The following is a 16259-nucleotide window of genomic DNA, read 5'->3' as shown; positions in this document are numbered from 1 at the left end:
GAGCGCATTCAGGCGCTCAAGCTCGCGGGCAACAGCCGTTGAACGGAATTAGATTGGCATCCGCCGTCAGCGGCCGTCAACCGGACCGTGAAAAATCCTGTCCAGAGATCGCAGGAGCGATTGGTGGCGTCGCACCAGATCGTCGTCTTCCGGGCGCGGGCCGCCGAGTTCCTTTATGGCGTCGATCAGCACGTCACGCACGTTGGGCTGATGCCGGGGGCCACGTGCTCCGCGGCTCCGCCGGTCGAGCGCGTGGCCTTGAAGTGACCCGTTCGCCAGCGTCGCGAGCTCCTTCAAGGCCGGGCATTCAATACGTTTCTCCTCCCATCTCCGCCACGTGAACAGGCCGGGGCGTAGCGATTCCACCGCGAGATACGCCGCTGGAACCGGAAGCTCCCCACAAACCTTGGCAATAAGCGATAAACGCCTCCTTGCCCCCTTATCGTGATTTTCACTCCAATCACGGACATCGACCCATGCGGCGAACAGATATCGCTCCAAGATCTGCAAGTCCGGCAGAACCGCACGCAAGGCGTCGGAACCTCGGTCCACGAGCCGCTGCGCCGTACGGAGATCCAGGCGGCGCACCGCACCCGCGGCGAGCTGAGCGAGCATGTGGTCCAGGCCGAGGCGCGCGAGCACGGGTTTGCCGCTGCGCAGCTCGATCCGGTCGGGGCCGGCGCGGCCCAGTTCGGTCAGCCACAGTGGGCAGGCCGCCTGGAGCGACCACTCGACACCGGCCGCCACCATGCCGTAGTTCGTCATGGGCGGTCCTGGATTCAGGACCAGCACCACCTCGTCGACGTCGCGCAGACTGCCAGAACCCCCGCGGCCGGTCGGGGCGGCCTCGGCGGCAAGCGCGTTCACCACGACATCGCGAACTTCGTGGAGATCGCCCCTGACGTCGTCGACGACCCTGATGTCGGCCTCCCACCGCTGGGCGGCGCGGGCGAGACGGTGAGCCCGCAAGGTGGCCTCCGGGCTCGCGAGCAGCCTCAGCCGGACCTCGCCCCGCCGCAGGAGGCCCTTTTGGCGGAGCCTTGATTCCGTGAGGACGGTGTGAATGGCCCGCAGGTCGTCGCCGTCGCGGGCGGGATCTCCGATGCCGACGGCGAGCAGGGCGAGAATGTCGCCGCTGCCCAGCACGGGCCAGCTCACCCTGCCGGTGCGCTGAATGAGTTTGACGCCTTGGTCGTCTTTGCTTTCCCACCGGTCGGCGGCGGCTGTGAGTGTCGGGGAAAGGTGGCCCGGGGCGAGCGGAGCGGGCCACAGATGGGCCTGATGAGTGGCGGCCCGGCCATAGAGGTCGGTGAGTTCCGCATCCTTGATCATTGCGGCGCAGTCGCTGGTGATATCGCCTCTGAGATCGCGCATGGCCATACGCAGCAGGCCGGTGAGATCGCCTTTGCCGCCGGCACGGCTGCGCAGGTCGGAGACGAGCCGTGTGACCACCGCCTTGGTATTGGGGGAAAGCTCCTCTCGCGCGCTGAGTTTGTCGAGGGTGTCGGCATACCACGCGCGAAGGGTTCCGTAATCGGCGGCTTCCCCCCGTCCAAGCCGTTCGAACAGGGCGGCTTGCAGAGTGGCCGTGCGGTCTCGGAACTTCCCTAAGTTTCCCTTCGTCACGCCGTATCGCTCGCGCCATTCGGCCGCCGCCTCGGCACCGGCGAGCGCCGTGGCCTTGGTGGTCAATCCCGCTTGGCGTTCGGCGAGGAGCCGCCAGAGACCTCGGTTCTCCTCGTCGAGCTCGCCGAGCGCGTCCCAGAACCTGTGGCGCACCAGCCACGCGTCCAAGTGCGCCGTCTTGTCACGCGGTCTCTGCAGCGAGTACGGCTCACGCGGACGGTCGATGTGCAGAACACGCACGGGAAGACGGGCCCCAAGAACGGCACACACGGCACCGGTGCTGAGGGAAAGGGCACCCGACCCCGTCGTGACGAGAACCTCCCCGGGATCGTGAGTTTCGATCCAGACCGCCAAGGCGTCGGCGGTGGAGCGCATGCCGGGTTCGCCGATCTCCACGACGTGCACCGCCGCCGGAGGAAATCGCGATCCGCACAACCCGCTTTCCGAGGTGAGCCGCCGGCGCATGCGAGCGGCGTGAACGGCGAGTGTGGAACCGGCGGCGAGCGGGGTGGTGGTGCCAAGGAAAACGACACCGGAGAGGGGAATGCCGGCCTCCGCCAGCCCTTCGAAGACTTTACGGAGCGGACGCCGGGTTTTGCCCTCGGCTCCGGGGAGGCCCTCGTAATCGGGTGTGATCCCGCTGAGAGTGGCCGCCCCCGGAACCCCCAGGTCGCCTCCGCCGATCGCGTGCACAAGGACGGCGCCTTCGCTCGCACTCAAGCACTTACCTCCAGCCAGACCGCGGCCACATGCGGAATGAGGCTAACTCACACCGCCGGCCCGCCCGGGGAGACGACGAACGCCGCGGCACAATGGTCCTGTCTTCACCGCGGCCGGTGGGAGGGCCGGCCTGATTTACCACCACCGCCGTCAGACGATCGACGCGTGTTCCCCCACTGTCCGTTTCCGCCCTTGGCCGGATAGGCGGTCAGCGGGTCCTTGGCGTCCGCCGCAGGAAGCGCACGCCCTCGCCCCGGCGCGACTCTCCCCTTTTCCAGCCTCTCGTTCTCGCTGAACCATTCGAAGTTTCTGCCCCTCGGGTCCGGCGGCGCGACGGTCACGGCAGGGCTCAGCCGTACATCGCGGGTGCGCGGATAGTGAACGGGCAGATCGGGATTGCCGCGGGCGACGGCGAGCAGGGCGTCGCGCACCTTCACCAGAGCGGGAATGCCGTCGACCCGCCGGTTGAAGACGGCCAGGGCGCCGGCCGCCACCGCCGCACAATCCTCGTCGGGAAGAACGCCGGAAAGAGCGCTGTAAAAGGCGGCGTACTGCCGTCCCGAATGGAGTCGCGTGGCCGCGTGGTCGATGCTCAGCCGCACACTCCCGAATCCGAGTGGCCGGCCGAGCCCCAGGCGATGGAAATGCCCCTCCGGCAGGCTGAGCAGCCAGACGAGCGCCCCGAGTTCGTGGTCGTCGAGGTCGCGCACGTCGACGGTGAACGAGAACTCGGTGCCGGGGTTCACCCAGCCGCCGATCGAACGGTTTTGATTGTCGCGCTGGTCGGCCGCGGTGGTGAAGTAGCGCCGGCCGCCGCCGACGATCCGGGGGTTGTTCTCCTCCCCCTCGGGCACGGCCCGGGAGCGCACATATTCGCGATAACGCCCACCGGCCATGAGCTGCGCGGGATCGCCCTGCGAGGGGATGCGCCAATGGTCGACTGGGTCCAGTCCTGCGTGGTGCCAATAGGCCTTACGCCCGCGCAGTCCGCGCCCCGCTCGATAAAGGGCTTCCTTTCCCGTGCCGTCCGGAACCGGCCGCTCGGGCCGCTCGGCGCTTTCCGAAACGTAGAAACGCCCCTGCTGAGGTTTCGGCTGCCCGAGAATGGCGAGCGCCAGCCCGTCCCCGTCGAAACGGTGTACGGCATGAGCCGCGTCGGTGACGCATCTCACGGGACCGACGCTCAGGCGTCCGCGGTAGCCGGAGGGCCGCCTGCCGGAGGCATGAGGGGCGACCCAGCCGAAGACCCGGTCGGCCGGGGAGAGTCTGTCGTAGCTCGGGGCGGGGGCGAGGGTGTCGCCCAGCAGCGAGGCGGGGGTGACGTCGTAGAGGTCACGCGGGACGAGCACCGGGTAGAGGCGCACGACCTCGTCGCGGTCGTTCAGTGACGCGAAGCAGAGTGTGCCGCCCGTGAGTCTCATGCGGTCCTGGTCGTGCAGGTGGGGGCTCCACGCGAGCCGGCCAGGCCCGTCGCCGATGCGTTCACCCGGGCCCGCGGGAAGTCCGTCGGCGCCTTTCCTGTTGAGGAGTTCGTCGTCGGTGTGCGCGTCCCGGTAGTTGCGGATGAGCAGATCCCATTCCGCTTCGAGCGTCTCCCACGGCTTGGCCGTGCGGAGTTCGGGGGGCGGCGAGCCGGGCCTGGCGTAGAACAGGCGCTCGGTGGTCTTCCCTTCGATCGTGGGACCGGTGACGCACATGGCGCCGCTCACGATCAGTTCGCCGTGCTCTTTGACGAACCTCTCCGTCGAGTCCTTGGGGAGGATGCCGATGACCCGCGCCGTTCTGATCTCCTTGCCGTACCGCCGGGAGACCTTCTCCCTGATCCGGGCCTGCACCCGATCCCTGTGCGCCGGTGTCCACCCCCATTCCTCGGCGGAGATGTCGCGTCCGGTCTTCTTGTCGTACATCTTCACGCCGGCCACCTCGAATTTGAGGATCTTCTTGGTGGACGTCACCATGACCGGGACCAGTCTCAACGCGAAGTCCGCCGAGCGCCGGAAACCGAAGGGCTCGTCGTGCGGTTCGAAGACGCCGAACCTTGAGTTGGTGACGGCTTCGTAGGCGGCCCGCAACATGCCTTTGACCGAGGTGGCCGGCAGATGCGGTTTTCCGTCGCGCAGCCGCACCGGATAGACGAAGTGCCCGTCCTCGCAGCGGCTCGGCGGGGCGGCACGTGCGGTGTCGACGAGAAGCAGCGGCGTTTCGACGGTGAGCGTGACGCCGATGGTGCCGGTCCAGCAGTCCGGGCGCAGGCGGTCGCGCGAGGGCGGCGGGCCGTCGGCGAGATCCGGGGGAAGGGTGCCCGGGCGCCGGGGGAAGGCGGGGATGAAGGTGTAGGGGTTCAGGAACTCGTGCATCATGCGGCTCCGTTCGCGCGGTGGGGGGCGAATCCGACGAGGCGTTCCTCGGCGACGTAGGCACTTCCGTGTTCGGGATCCACGACGACGTATTCCTTGGCTCGCAACTCGACACGATCGCCTTTGGCGGCGTGTGCCATGGGCAGGGCCGGATCGGCGGTGCGATTGGAGCGCAGGGACGCCCATCCGGCGGTGTGAACGCCGACCGAGCCCCAGATCAGATAAGTGCCGTCGATAGTCTGGACGGCCTCGAGGGCGGGAAGAGGCCGGTCGAAGATCGGGGTCGGGGCCCGCTCTTCCTCGGTGAGCAGCACGGCCGACCCCGATTCGACCCATCGCACCTCCCGATCGGGTGTGAAGAAGCGAGCCTCATAAACCGGGGTGAGGTCCACGGGGCCTATGGGAGTGACGCATTCACCGTTCCGCACGGTCGCCACGTGATAGGCCGACGGCGCGGTGAGCAGGGCGCAGGCGCCGTCCGGCACTTCCGACTCGACGAGCTGCGGCAGGCTCACGCCACGCGCGGCGAGGCTGTAAAGGACGGTCATTCAGATCTCCCGCGCCAGGTATTCGGACCAGGCGTGTTGCAGGCCGGTGAGTTCGGGCGCGGCGAACACCCGGGTGAGAGAAGCCGGCTCTTTCCAGTCGCCGCCGCTCAAGGTGATGTCCGCGACGGCGATGTCGCCGAAGCCGCGGTTGGTGCCACCGCCGAGGGGGATACGACCGGCGGCGAGGTCGCGCAACGTGAGCAGCAACAGGGCCAGGCCGATATCGCGTTGGCCGCCGAGTCTTGTGAGGTCGACACTGAGCCGGATGGGTTCCCACCCGACCGCGTGGGGTTCGAGCACGCTGTACAGCCGCCCGTCGGCGGAACCGCCGGTCCACCGGTCGAGAGCCACGTGATCGGCCTTGGCCATGCCGAGGTCCTCCAATCGATCGCGGACATCGTCGGGCAGGCCGGCCGGGCGTTCTCCTTGAGGCTGAAGGTTTTGCACGTCGTCGACCGCCGCCCACAACTCGTTTGGAACGGTGACCAGAGCCGTGCACTCCTCGGCCAGCAGTGCTCCGATGCGGGACGCGGGCTGATCGTCACCCTGATCTCCTGCCGCGCCGAACAGCGCGCGGACGGCGGGCAACTGGTCGAGTTGGGCCCTGAACGCCGCACTGTGGGCGGCGGGCGTGCCCGCGGACGGGGTGGGTGCGTCGGCGCCACGTGCGGTGCGTTCGATGAATTCGGCGTGCGAACGCAGTGTGCCTTTGATGGAGCTGCCGGGCAGCACCAGGGTGAGGTGGTGCTGGTCGACCCGGGTGGTGAGGGGAAGCGCGTCGACGGTGAGCCCGGTCCGGCCCGACCGCACCATCACGGGGGCCGACGGATGCCATTCGATGCGCACGTCCAGGATTTCCCGCCTATGCGGGAACGGGTTTCCTCCGGCCGCTCGCCGCCTTTCCCTGCGGCGGCCGGGATCTCCGCGCAGAACCGCGAGCAGCCCTTCGGGCGAGTCGAATCTCTCGACCAGCAGTTCGAAGGGGTCGTCGAGCAGACGCACCGAGCCGAAGCCTTTGCTTGTGGCCGCTCCCAGGCGGATGTCCCCGGCGCTCAACGCGTCGAGGAGCGCCGTCATGCGCAGCTCGTCGGTCTTTTCGTCGCGGTCGGATTCGATGTCGATTTCCAGCCGTACATAGTGGCCGGCGGGGACGACGGCTCTGCCGTACAGGAATTCCTGGGCGGCCACGCCGGTGACGCGGTCGATGCCGACGGAGGGGCGGAACTCCAGCATGCCGGGCGGCAGCGGGCTCTCAGGCATGCCTCGGGCATCGAGTCGCGGTTCGAGGGTGATGAGGGCGTCGGCGACGATGACGCGGCTGGCGTGGTCTCGCTCGGTCTCCGGAACGCCGTATTCCGATTTCCGTTCGGGTGGTGAGGAGCCCCAGAGGTCGTCCTGCTCGGGGGTGTCCTTGGTGCCGCGCGACCAGGAGCGCAGGGCCCCGGCCAGGCTGGTCCCCGGGACGTGGAGGCGGCCGAGGCCGTCGAGGGCGATGGGAAGCGACGTGGCGGGACCGCCGCCGAGCCCGCCGACGTGCAACGGCGACTCGGTGCGCAACCAGCCGCGGGCGCGCACCCTGGTGGTGAGCGGGCGGCCTACGCGTTTGGTCATCCTGCGTTCCTTTCGTCCGCGTGGGCGGCGGCGACGGCACGCGTGTGTGCGGTCAGGCAGGTGTCGACCAGGACACGCACCGCTTCAGCGCGTAGTTCGGTGCGGAGTGCCTCAATGCCGTCACCGGTGACGACGAGTTCCCTTTCCGGCAGGGCGAGCAGTTCCCAGACGCGGTGGGGGCCGAGGAGGAGGTTGCGGAGTGAGGTGACCGCGTTCTTCGGCCAGTCGGGGCGTCCTGCCTTGGGACGGGTGAGCCAGGTGAGGAAGCTTTCGGCCCGTCCCGGGGTGAGATCTCGGGTGATCTCACTCAATGTGTTGAGCTGTGAGGAACCCACCGCGGGAGGAATGACGTCCTGACGTCGCCGGGGATCGCCGGCGATGCTCTCGCAGGCGCGGTGGATCTCGGTGCGCCAGGCGGCCCGCTCGAACACGCGCGCGTCCGTGTGCCCCTCCTCGTCCGGGGTGATGAGAGCAGGGGTGTGCTTTTCGATGGGTTTCCGGGTGGCGCGGGCAGATGAGGTGGTGATGGGGTTGAGCAGGAGGGGATGGTCGAACTCCACCTGTCCGAACCCCTCTGCCCTGCGGTCACCCACTCCGGCCTTGCGCACCTCGGCCAGGGCCGCGGGGGTGAGGGTGCCCTTGGTCACACGGAAGGTGAGGCAGCTTCCGGCGGCCATGCCGTACAAGGTGGGACGGGGGAGGTTCCATCCGCGGTGCCAGCTTTCCGTGCGGTTGCCACCAAGGGCGCTGATGTCGGGGGTCAGCCGGAGGTTGTGGCTCGCGCCCGCTTTGATTAGGGCTGTGTGCAGTGCGCGGGCCACGTCGGCGGGGGCGGTGCTGGGGCGCAGCCGTTCGTCGCGGATGAGCAGGTCGGACAGGAGCCACACGCGTAACACCCCATCGCCGGCCGGGCCGATAGGGGTGGATGCGCCGGAGACAGGGCGAACCTCCACGTCGATCTGGCCGTAATCGTCTTTGGACGACCTGCCGACCCGCCATCGGCCGGCCAGCTTCCTCTCCCACCCCGCCGCCAGCCTGCCGGCGCGCAGTCGCACCTCGGTACGGAGCACCGTGCCGGCGTCGAGCGCCCGGTAGATGTAGACACCGCCGACATCTCGGGTTGGCCGCTGTACGTCGTCTCTCACGGTGTTGTGCATGCGCAGGGTGGTGGTGCCGGGGATGACAATGTCCGGCCCGCCGTCTGGGCAGATGAACCCTTCGCGGCAGGGTTTGGTGTTATGGGGCTTTTCCGGCTGCACCATGGTGTTCTGGACTGCCCGGTGTTTGTCGTCCTTGTCGTGGCTGAACACCCTCGGCACGGGAAGCGTGCGTTTGCCGGTCGTGGACTCCGGAGTAGCCGATGTCACCACGAGCCCACCCGAACGCACCAGTGCGTGCGCCGCCCCACCGAGCCGCCTGGCCACTTCCGGCATCAGACACCAACCCGGGATATGGTTCGCACCCTCCACCACGTTGCCCCGCACGGTCGCGGCGGTCATGACCGGTTGCCGCACGGTCAGCACGAGTTCGACGCATTCCCACCCCGTGCTCACCCCGTCGAGGACCGGCACGTGGTGTGGCGCCACGGGGTACGGCGAAGCCGACGGTGGGCCGGGCACCTCGCCGATCACCGGCAAAGTGTATTCGGGGCCGAGCCCTTCCCCTGCCAGGGTCATGCTGCATCGGCCCGCGCCTCGGCGGCGTTTGCCACCGATGCGCTCCACGAGTTGTGCACCTGCTCCCAGCAGGGCATACGCGACCTGCCTGCGCTCGGCGTCAAGTGCGCCGAAACCCTCAACGCGCCCCGACCCACACAATGTCACTCCGGCTCGGGCCATCTCCTCGAAGCGCAGCATGTCGGGCTTCGCCGTACCTGTATCGGGGTCGAGGGCGACACCTGGTTTGCGGAAACTGGTGGCCCATGCCACCTGCGGGGTGCGGCTCAGGAGATCGGGGAGTCTGCCGGGAAGGCGTAGCGGACCGTCGAGCGCGAGGGCCGCCGGGCGGAGCGCCCGTCCGTCCACGGACTTGTATTGATCGCCGAACAGGTAGGTGACCCAGTCGTGCCAGACGCCGACGGGGCCGCTGTCGAGGGCATGGGCGGCGAGCTCACACGAATCCCGCCATATGCCGACCAGGGTCTTGGCGGGCACGATGGGGGCGGTCTGGGTGCCGGAGCCGTTCGCCGTGTCACGTTGGACAAGCCTGTCGACGTAACCGTGAATGCCCGTTCCCGTGCCGATGCGCCAGTCATTGATCATCAGCAGCGAGATCGCGAAGGTTCCCGGCTCGTTCATGGTGGGATCGTTCACTGTGCTCCTTCGCCTTCGGGGAGGAACGGCAATGCCGTCATCGCGTCGAGCAATGCCGTCACCGTCACCGAGGAGGCGCCGAGTTGCGGCAGCCTTTCCCGGCCACCCGCCAAGGTGTTGAGCGCCGCCGTGCGTTTCGCATCGCGTTCATAGCGGCGCCGCATGAGGGCGAGCCTGGCGTTCGCCACGTCGTTTCCCAGGCAGATTCCCTCGCGCAGATCGTGGACGGCGGTGCGCGGCAAAAGCAGCTCCCCCGATCTCTCACTTCGCTCGACCAATGCCTTGACCTGCTCCACCAGATCACTGAAACGCCGGCCTGAGGCCCAGTCGCCGTTCGCATGCCGGCCCACGGCATAGGGCGACACCGAGCGCACGGCCCCCGTCGACGCCCTGATGCGCTGAAGGTCGGGCGCCGAACTCTCATAGAGCACCGAGAACGCCAGCGCGGACCCGTGCCGCTTCACGCTCTTGGCCTCGTGCCGGGCGAGTTCCTCGGCCAGGTCGTAGGCGAAGTGGAAAGGGTAGTTGCGTTTCACGACGGCCACCCCGGCGCCGGCGCTGAGGAAAGTGCGGCCAAGCCTTTGGAGCACGTCGGCGATGACAGGGTCCTCGGCGGTCGCCTCTTCGAACTTTTCCAGGTAGGCGCGGGTGAAGGGAAGCACGACCCGGCCCTCGCACACTGCCGTCATATCGTCTCCGCCGAGCACGAGCGGCAGCACATGGGGGTCGTCGGGGCAGAGCCCCAGCCTCTCGACGACGCACCTGTGCGCCGCCTGAAAAGCGCGCTGGGCGCAGCCTTTCAGCGCCTCGGAGAATCTCCTCCGCCGCGCGGCGAGTTCTCCGTCGGAAAGGCGGGGAACCGGCGCCGGATGACAGCCGGCCTCTTCGCCCAGTGTTCTGACGACCTCACCGATCGCGTTTCCGTCGGCATGCACCACGCCGACCCAGTCGGCTTCCAGCCCGAGCCGCTCCACCAGTTTCCTCATCGCGGCCGGTCCTGTCCCGGCCTCCTTGGCCAATCGGGCGAGCGCCCCCGAATAGGCGTCGAGTTTCGCCTTGCTCACCGCCGACCTCGGCCGCAGTCTCTCCTCGCCTTCCCTGACCAAGGTGGCCGCCGGCAGACCGCTGGACGCGCAGTCCTCGACCAGCGGCAGCCGAAGGAACCGCGACTGCGGCCCCGGCAGTTCCGCGCGTAATGCCGCAAGCCTGGCATTGGCACCGGCCAGCCCTGTGGCGAGTTCGCCCTCCGGGCACTCGTGCACCACACCGGCGACGTCCAGCCCCGGCGCGCGGCGCAGCGCCCACGTGGTCAGCTCCGTCACGAACCTCCTGGCCTCCGCCCGGTAGGCGTGCCCCACCAGGACGGTGACACCGCCCGCCGCGTTGACCAAAAGTTCGCAGGGGGCCTCCGGCAGTCTCCAGTCCGGCCGGAAACCTTCAAACGCCCGATGCAGCGCCTCGAAGGCCCACTTGTCGTTCACCTCGGTGATCAGGTGGGACGCGCCGACGATCTCCTGACGTTTGCCCGATGAGAATATGTAGCGCTGATTGCCTGCCGTGCTCACCACTACGACGTACACACGACTCTCCTGTTCGATACCTCGTTCACACTGTTCATTGGGCGGGTTCAGCCGGGCTCGGTCTCATACGGCGCCGCCACCACCCGCACCACGTGCCCGAGCAGCCAGCCCAGCGCAAATGCCACGCTGGCCGGAGCCGCCACGAACAACCTCGGAGTGAGCTCCGCATACCGCGGCCGCGCCGCCGACCACGCCCGCCAGGCCGAATACACGTGCCGGACGACGAGTTCGAAATCCGCCGCGCTTTCCGGCAGATTGGACTGCCGCCCGTCCACGACCAGCGCCGCCCGGCAACGCTGCCAGTCGCCCGAGCTGTCCCCACAGCCACGGCTCGCGGCGCGCAACGCCTGCCCCACCATCACCGGGTTGTCCGACAGGTGCACGACGATCGCGACCGCCCGTCCGTCCGGGGCGGCCTCGAATTCGGCCGGGTCCTCGACCACCGTGGCCAATGCCGCCGCGCGTTCCGCCTCCGCCTTGCTCAACGGCTCTTTGAGACGGCCGCTGACGCGGATGGCGGGAAAGAAATCCTCGTGAAGCCGTTCGGACCGTTGCGGCAGCACCGGATCGGCGGCCCGCGCCGCCTCGGGGCCGGCTCCGACGCCGCGCAATTCCCGCCGCACGTCGAACTTGAACATCGCGCCGAGGTCGAAGGCGTCGGACAGTTTCGCGTTGATGTAGAGCGACACGGGGGTCGCCGGATCGGCCTCGGACAACTCCGCCAATCGCGCGGACACGAGTTCATGGGTGAACAGCAGCAACCCTCTGCGATCGGTAAGCGGCGACCGCTCGGGTTGTACCGCGAAGCACGAGTCGTGCTCTCGCCGCGCGTGGTCGACGGCCGCGCGTGTCCATTGCGTGCTCCACGGGCGCATCCCATCCGAGGTGGGAAGCGTCACCACGATCCCCACACCTTTGGTGCGCTGCTGCCAGAGATTGACGGTGGCGAACATCGATGCGGCGATCACACACAACCCGGTGAGCAGCAGCCGGTCCTCCCCCAGCCATCCCTTGATCACATCCGGCACCGTGCCCGCCGCGATCGCGGCCGCCACTCCCGCGAACGCGACCACGAACCACCCTTCTCCCCAATTCCCCATGCGCGATGCCCGTCTCATGTGCCGCCTCTCTCCTGGCCGACCCGCCGATTACTACAGATGGACAACTGCTCGGCCGACCGGCTGACCGGCGCAAATACCTGTTGTCCATCTGTGGTGGGTGAGAGCGGATACGTCGGAGGAGAACGATGCGGCTCAGGATCGACCTTGCAACGGCTGCGACCGAACTACCGTGGGCGCAGGTTCTGGCCCCCGGCCGATCACTTATGTACGACCTGCTGGCACGCAACGCCCCCGATATCGGCAGGCGTTTCCACGGCGAGGGCGCGGGCCCCTACGGAATGGTCCCGCTCGGCCACGGTGCCCCGGTGTTTCGCAAAGCCCAGCGGCGGCGAGGCGCCTACGCCGTGGGCGGCCGCGGCACGGTCGAGCTGGGCAGCCCGCTTTTCGAGGTCGTGGCGGTGCTGGCCCACGGCGTCAAACAGCGGGAACTCATCGACTGGGGCGGAGCCGCCTTCCGCGTTCTGAACACGCACATCGTGGAGCCGCCCTCCTTCGCGTCGGGCAGGGGGCGTTTCCGCACGGCCACCCCCGTGGTGATGAAAGGCACCGGCCTCACCGAGGAGGGCGTACGGACCACCCGCCAGGCGTGGCTGATGCCGGCCGACCGCGAGTTCCCGGTCTTCCTCCAGCGCAATCTGCGGCGCAAGGCGGAAACGCTGGGCCTCGACCCGGAGGTGTCGCTCACCGCCATTTCCTGGATCGGCTCGCGGCGCACGTTCGTCGTCGGCGGACGCGGATCGAAACCGGGGGCTCCCATCGAAATCGCCCTCACCGGCCCCCCGGAAACCCTTCAGGCCATCTGGAGCTGGGGCCTCGGCCAGGCGAACTCGGCCGGCTTCGGCTGGGTCACCACTTGAACGAACAGTGTCCGAAGCTCCGCGTGGAGTGGACCGACCAGGCGCCTCCCGCGACGCCGAAAGGGTGTGTCGTCACCCCTCCCCATGACGGCTGTCTTGCCAAGACCGGTCGATAGACGCGAAGGGGACCCCCGGCACCACCGGGGGCCCGCGCGTCATCCCAGGGCGACCGGGATGCGCTCCAGCACCGGGTACGGCACGAGCCCGTAAGCGTAGAAGTCCACCGCGTCGGCCCCGGCGGCCCGCAGGGCGCGGACCTTGGCGCCGAGGCGCTCGGCGGTGTCGTTGTCCGGCAGGCCGGGCCGCAGCACGACCCGGACCTCACGCTCGTTGCCCACGGACCTCAGGTAGGCCCCGACGTCGTCGCCGATCCGGGCGGGGTCGCGAGCGTAGGCGAGCACGGCGAACGACGGCACGATGTCGCCGAGCGCCACGAGGTCGACGCCGAGCTGCCAGGAGTCGTGGGCGGCGAGGCCGGGCGAGGGGAGGCCGTCGGAGTAGCCCTTGCAGGCGCCGGTGGCGTCCATGTAGACAAGTTTGGAGCCCTCGGCGGCCACGGCGGCCGAGACGTCGGCCACGAGCGAGGTGACGGTCTCGGAGCGGGCCCGGGCGTAGGCGACGACGTCGGGCCCGGCGTAGGCGGTCAGGGCGGCCCGGGTGACCTCGCCCTGGGAGGGGCGGTCGCCGTCGAGCACGGCTCCGACGATGCGCACACACTCCTCGCGGGCGACCTCGGCGTTGACCCCGAGGTCGGTGGCGCGGCGCATGCAGAAGTCGCAGAAGCACAGCCCCAGCAGGAACGAGTCCATGGGCCCAAGCCCGACGAAGCACCGCTCGTGGTGGTAGCCATGCCCGAACGTGCCGAAGTGCAGTGCCTCGGCCACGACGCTGTCCACGCCCTGGCGGGCCACGGCCCTGGCCAAGGCGACGGCGTAAAGCCGTACATCGGGGTGGGCGGGGCAGAGGTCGCCGGGTGAGCCGCGGTCGCCGAAGCAGTTGCGCACAGTGACGTCGGGGTGGGCGAGGCCGATGGTGGAGTTGTGGAGGAAGACCGTCCACCCGTGGAGCTTCATGCCGCGCTCGGCGGTGGCGCGGCGCAGCGCGGTGATCGGCTCGTCGGCGACGCCGGGCTGCACGGGGGGCGTGAGGCGGAGGTCCTCGAACAGGTCGGCGGGAGGTTCGAAGTGCACGCCGTCGACTCGGCGGGTGACGCGGGTCAGTCCGTGCGGGGTGACGTCGCGGGCACGGTGGTATGCGGCGGCCACGGTCACGGATTGGACGTCATAACCGGACAGCCGGTCGAGCACCTTGTCCAGTCCCTCGCCGCGCACATCTTCGACGAAGACGTATACCGAACTGTCCACAGCCGTCGCCCTTCACCTTCGGGAGCGTCAGGGGCTCCCATTGCGGACTTCCCGGGCCCACCGGCCCCGGATCATCGTCTCATCGGACCGTGGAGGCCACGAAGTCGATCTCAACCAACATGTTCAGCGGCTCCGGCCCCGCGCACCGGACGGGGGACCGGAACGGGGATCGAAGTCCCTCGCGCCTCGTGCGGCACAGGCGTCTCTCCCTCAACCACCCGTTCAAGGACATCAAGACCTTATCGGAACCGACACGGACTGCGCGTTCGTTGACGGGGCAACGGAGAATGGGAGGCGGACCATCCGCCTGACGAAAGGCACGAGGCCATGTCGCCGCTCGGAAAATACTACGTGGGCGCGGGGATCGCCTCCGTGGTGTTCATGCTGCTCCCCATCCCCTGGCTGGTCACCTGGCTGCTTATCCTCGGCGTGCTCGGCGCACCCGCGGTCGCCTACTTCATGCTCGACGAGTCGCAGCGGCAGCGGTTGCGCCGGATCCGCCGGAGAGGGATCGGCCGCTAGAGGCGTCACGACCGATGCCGGGCGGAGGGCCGCCCGGCACTCGTTCGTGAATGGCTCGCGCCGGGCCGTCAGGCCGCCTGCGCGGTGGCGATCTGCTCCTGCACGCGCTGGGTGACCTTGCGCTCCATGACGAACGACAGCAGCGGCACCGTGCCGGCGAGGAGCACCCCGAGGGTGTAGGGCCAGGTCCAGCGGGCCTTGAGGCCGAGGTTGAGGGCCGCGACGAGGTAGACCACGTAGAGGAATCCGTGGATCGGGGAGATGATCGTGCCCGGCTCGGGGGTGTCGAAGCCATACTTGAGCACCATGCCGCCGACGAGCAGCAGCAGCATGACACCGACGATATATGCGAGCACCCGGAAGGGCTTGAGGGCGGATTCCACGGTCATGCACCTGTCATCTGAGTGTCGTTGCGGGACATATCACGATATGGGGGCAGCAGCTTGGTCAAGCGGCACACCACCGCCCTCGCCCGGCCCCGGCGAGCCGTCTTTCGCGGCCCGATCAGAGCGTATGGCGTCGCGCACGAAGTGGAACCACATGAACAGGGCGAAAAGCCCGAAAATCCACCACTGGGCGGCATATGCGAGGTTACGCCACGTCAGCACCGCTTCAGTCTGCGGCGGCGACGCCTTGACCGGCGTGAGCGCCGCGGCGGACTCCGTCGACACGACGAACCCGTCCCGAAGCCTGGCCCCCTGCCACAAGTTGATCAACTCGGGCGTCGAGACCGTCATGACCTGACCGGCGCTCAGCGCCTCCCCGCGCCGCTGCACACTGCTGACCGGCTGCGAGGGCTGGAGCCGCCCGGTGACCGTGACCTTCCCCTGGGGTACGGCAGGGGCCGGCGAGGCCGTGTCCTTCACCCAGCCGCGCACCACCGGGATCGCGGTGCCGTCGGGAAGCGTGAGCGGCGCCAGCACCCAGGCGCCCTTGCCCTGGGACACCGCGCCTCCGGGTGCCGCGACATCGGGCTCCCGGTTGACGACCAGCAACTGCCGCGCGGCGTCGAAGGTGCCCTCGGCCGTCACGAGCCGGCCCACCACCTCGGCCTGGATCTGCGCGCCCTGGCGGGTCAGATCCGCCACCGCGACGGGCTGCGGGTCACCTGTGGCCAGAGGACGGCTCGACTCCTCGAACACGCCGAGCTGCCACCTGCCGAGCAGCCACGTGGCGACCAACGCGACCACCAGCAGGACGTGAAGCCCTGCCAGGCGGGGAGAGAGCAGCGTGCGCAGCATTCCACCACGCTATCCGCACATGCCGCCGGTCCCGTCCACACCCCTGCCGGAACCGTCCCCGCCTCTTGCTCGTGTTCTTCGCGGGAATAGGGATTAACGGACCAAGAGGTAGACCGCAAGGGCGAGGATGACCACGCCGAGGACGACCCCGACGATGGGAAGGGTGTAGGACTTCTTCTGCGGCGCGGCTTCCTGCTCGTCGCGCTGGGCGAACGCACGGAATGCCTGGGTGTTGCCCGCTGGATCGATCTGCTGTTCAGACATGTGATGACTGTAGCCAAGAGGGGTGACGGTCTGGCACAGATTTAGGGGACTTTAGGCCTGATCTGCGGCACTCAGTATCAATCACGGTGATTCGACGTGGTCCTGCGGGATTCGAGACTGAGCGGAATCCCGGGGC

At 68.6% G+C, this 16259-nt stretch carries 13 protein-coding genes; 2 read left to right on the top strand and 11 right to left on the bottom strand.

From position 1 onward, the window contains the following. Positions 1-66: 66 nt before the first annotated feature. The 7 genes from Ssi02_RS06710 to Ssi02_RS06680 form a co-directional block, all read right to left on the bottom strand. Positions 67-2346: a hypothetical protein gene (locus Ssi02_RS06710; RefSeq protein WP_204022212.1), complete on the bottom strand. Its 2280-nt coding sequence runs from the start codon at positions 2344-2346 to the stop codon at positions 67-69. Between the two features lie 104 nt (positions 2347-2450). Continuing rightward, positions 2451-4703 carry a TIGR03986 family type III CRISPR-associated RAMP protein gene (locus Ssi02_RS06705; protein ID WP_204022208.1) on the bottom strand — a complete coding sequence of 751 codons (2253 nt, stop codon included), beginning with the start codon at positions 4701-4703 and terminating at the stop codon, positions 2451-2453. Next, complete coding sequence (gene csx19 / locus Ssi02_RS06700; RefSeq protein ID WP_204022205.1) at positions 4703-5251, bottom strand: type III-D CRISPR-associated protein Csx19; 549 nt, start codon at positions 5249-5251, stop codon at positions 4703-4705. Before csx19 ends, Ssi02_RS06705 begins: the two co-directional genes overlap by 1 nt. Further along, positions 5252-6862, bottom strand: a complete 1611-nt coding sequence (locus tag Ssi02_RS06695) for an RAMP superfamily CRISPR-associated protein (RefSeq protein WP_204022203.1) — start codon at positions 6860-6862, stop codon at positions 5252-5254. Next, on the bottom strand, positions 6859-9159 hold the full coding sequence (locus Ssi02_RS06690) for an RAMP superfamily CRISPR-associated protein (RefSeq protein WP_204022201.1): 2301 nt from the start codon (positions 9157-9159) through the stop codon (positions 6859-6861). Before Ssi02_RS06690 ends, Ssi02_RS06695 begins: the two co-directional genes overlap by 4 nt. 11 nt (positions 9160-9170) lie before the next feature. Continuing rightward, positions 9171-10754: a Cas10/Cmr2 second palm domain-containing protein gene (locus tag Ssi02_RS06685; RefSeq protein WP_204022199.1), complete on the bottom strand. Its 1584-nt coding sequence runs from the start codon at positions 10752-10754 to the stop codon at positions 9171-9173. A 47-nt stretch (positions 10755-10801) separates the two neighbouring features. Further along, complete coding sequence (locus tag Ssi02_RS06680; protein ID WP_204022197.1) at positions 10802-11872, bottom strand: hypothetical protein; 1071 nt, start codon at positions 11870-11872, stop codon at positions 10802-10804. 128 nt (positions 11873-12000) lie between these two features. Between Ssi02_RS06680 and Ssi02_RS06675 the strand changes: the two genes are divergently transcribed. Next, positions 12001-12732, top strand: coding sequence for a CRISPR-associated endoribonuclease Cas6 (locus Ssi02_RS06675; RefSeq protein WP_204022195.1), 732 nt, complete (start codon positions 12001-12003; stop codon positions 12730-12732). 155 nt (positions 12733-12887) lie between these two features. Here the strand turns inward: Ssi02_RS06675 and Ssi02_RS06670 are convergent, their stop codons facing one another. Then, positions 12888-14096, bottom strand: a complete 1209-nt coding sequence (locus Ssi02_RS06670; protein ID WP_204022192.1) for a hypothetical protein — start codon at positions 14094-14096, stop codon at positions 12888-12890. Positions 14097-14423: 327 nt separating this feature from the next. On the opposite strand from Ssi02_RS06670, the gene Ssi02_RS06665 reads away from it, so the two are divergent. Continuing rightward, on the top strand, positions 14424-14618 hold the full coding sequence (locus Ssi02_RS06665; protein WP_204022188.1) for a tail-anchor membrane protein: 195 nt from the start codon (positions 14424-14426) through the stop codon (positions 14616-14618). A gap of 68 nt (positions 14619-14686) precedes the next feature. Here Ssi02_RS06665 and Ssi02_RS06660 read toward each other — a convergent pair whose 3' ends face one another. The 3 genes from Ssi02_RS06660 to Ssi02_RS06650 form a co-directional block, all read right to left on the bottom strand. After that, the gene (locus Ssi02_RS06660) at positions 14687-15007 is read right to left on the bottom strand and encodes a DUF3817 domain-containing protein (RefSeq protein WP_239128654.1); all 321 of its coding nucleotides are present in this window, start codon (positions 15005-15007) and stop codon (positions 14687-14689) included. A 33-nt stretch (positions 15008-15040) separates the two neighbouring features. Next, on the bottom strand, positions 15041-15859 hold the full coding sequence (locus tag Ssi02_RS06655; RefSeq protein WP_204022186.1) for an SURF1 family protein: 819 nt from the start codon (positions 15857-15859) through the stop codon (positions 15041-15043). 93 nt (positions 15860-15952) lie between these two features. Next, complete coding sequence (locus Ssi02_RS06650) at positions 15953-16123, bottom strand: hypothetical protein (RefSeq protein ID WP_204022183.1); 171 nt, start codon at positions 16121-16123, stop codon at positions 15953-15955. Between the last annotated feature and the right edge of the window lie 136 nt (positions 16124-16259).

Source organism: Sinosporangium siamense (assembly GCF_016863435.1).
GTDB classification, from domain to species: domain Bacteria; phylum Actinomycetota; class Actinomycetes; order Streptosporangiales; family Streptosporangiaceae; genus Sinosporangium; species Sinosporangium siamense.
The sequence above is the reverse complement of the archived record's forward strand: the minus strand, read 5'-3'. Positions and strand labels throughout refer to the sequence as shown.

Bases quoted from the DNA above. Each gene is read 5' to 3' on its own strand.
- Ssi02_RS06705 (WP_204022208.1), bottom strand. From the start codon at position 4,703: ATGCACGAGTTCCTGAACCCCTACACCTTCATCCCCGCCTTCCCCCGG.
- csx19 (WP_204022205.1), bottom strand. From the start codon at position 5,251: ATGACCGTCCTTTACAGCCTCGCCGCGCGTGGCGTGAGCCTGCCGCAG.
- Ssi02_RS06695 (WP_204022203.1), bottom strand. From the start codon at position 6,862: ATGACCAAACGCGTAGGCCGCCCGCTCACCACCAGGGTGCGCGCCCGC.
- Ssi02_RS06690 (WP_204022201.1), bottom strand. From the start codon at position 9,159: ATGAACGAGCCGGGAACCTTCGCGATCTCGCTGCTGATGATCAATGAC.
- Ssi02_RS06680 (WP_204022197.1), bottom strand. From the start codon at position 11,872: ATGAGACGGGCATCGCGCATGGGGAATTGGGGAGAAGGGTGGTTCGTG.
- Ssi02_RS06675 (WP_204022195.1), top strand. From the start codon at position 12,001: ATGCGGCTCAGGATCGACCTTGCAACGGCTGCGACCGAACTACCGTGG.
- Ssi02_RS06665 (WP_204022188.1), top strand. From the start codon at position 14,424: ATGTCGCCGCTCGGAAAATACTACGTGGGCGCGGGGATCGCCTCCGTG.
- Ssi02_RS06660 (WP_239128654.1), bottom strand. From the start codon at position 15,007: ATGACCGTGGAATCCGCCCTCAAGCCCTTCCGGGTGCTCGCATATATC.
- Ssi02_RS06655 (WP_204022186.1), bottom strand. From the start codon at position 15,859: ATGCTGCGCACGCTGCTCTCTCCCCGCCTGGCAGGGCTTCACGTCCTG.
- Ssi02_RS06650 (WP_204022183.1), bottom strand. From the start codon at position 16,123: ATGTCTGAACAGCAGATCGATCCAGCGGGCAACACCCAGGCATTCCGT.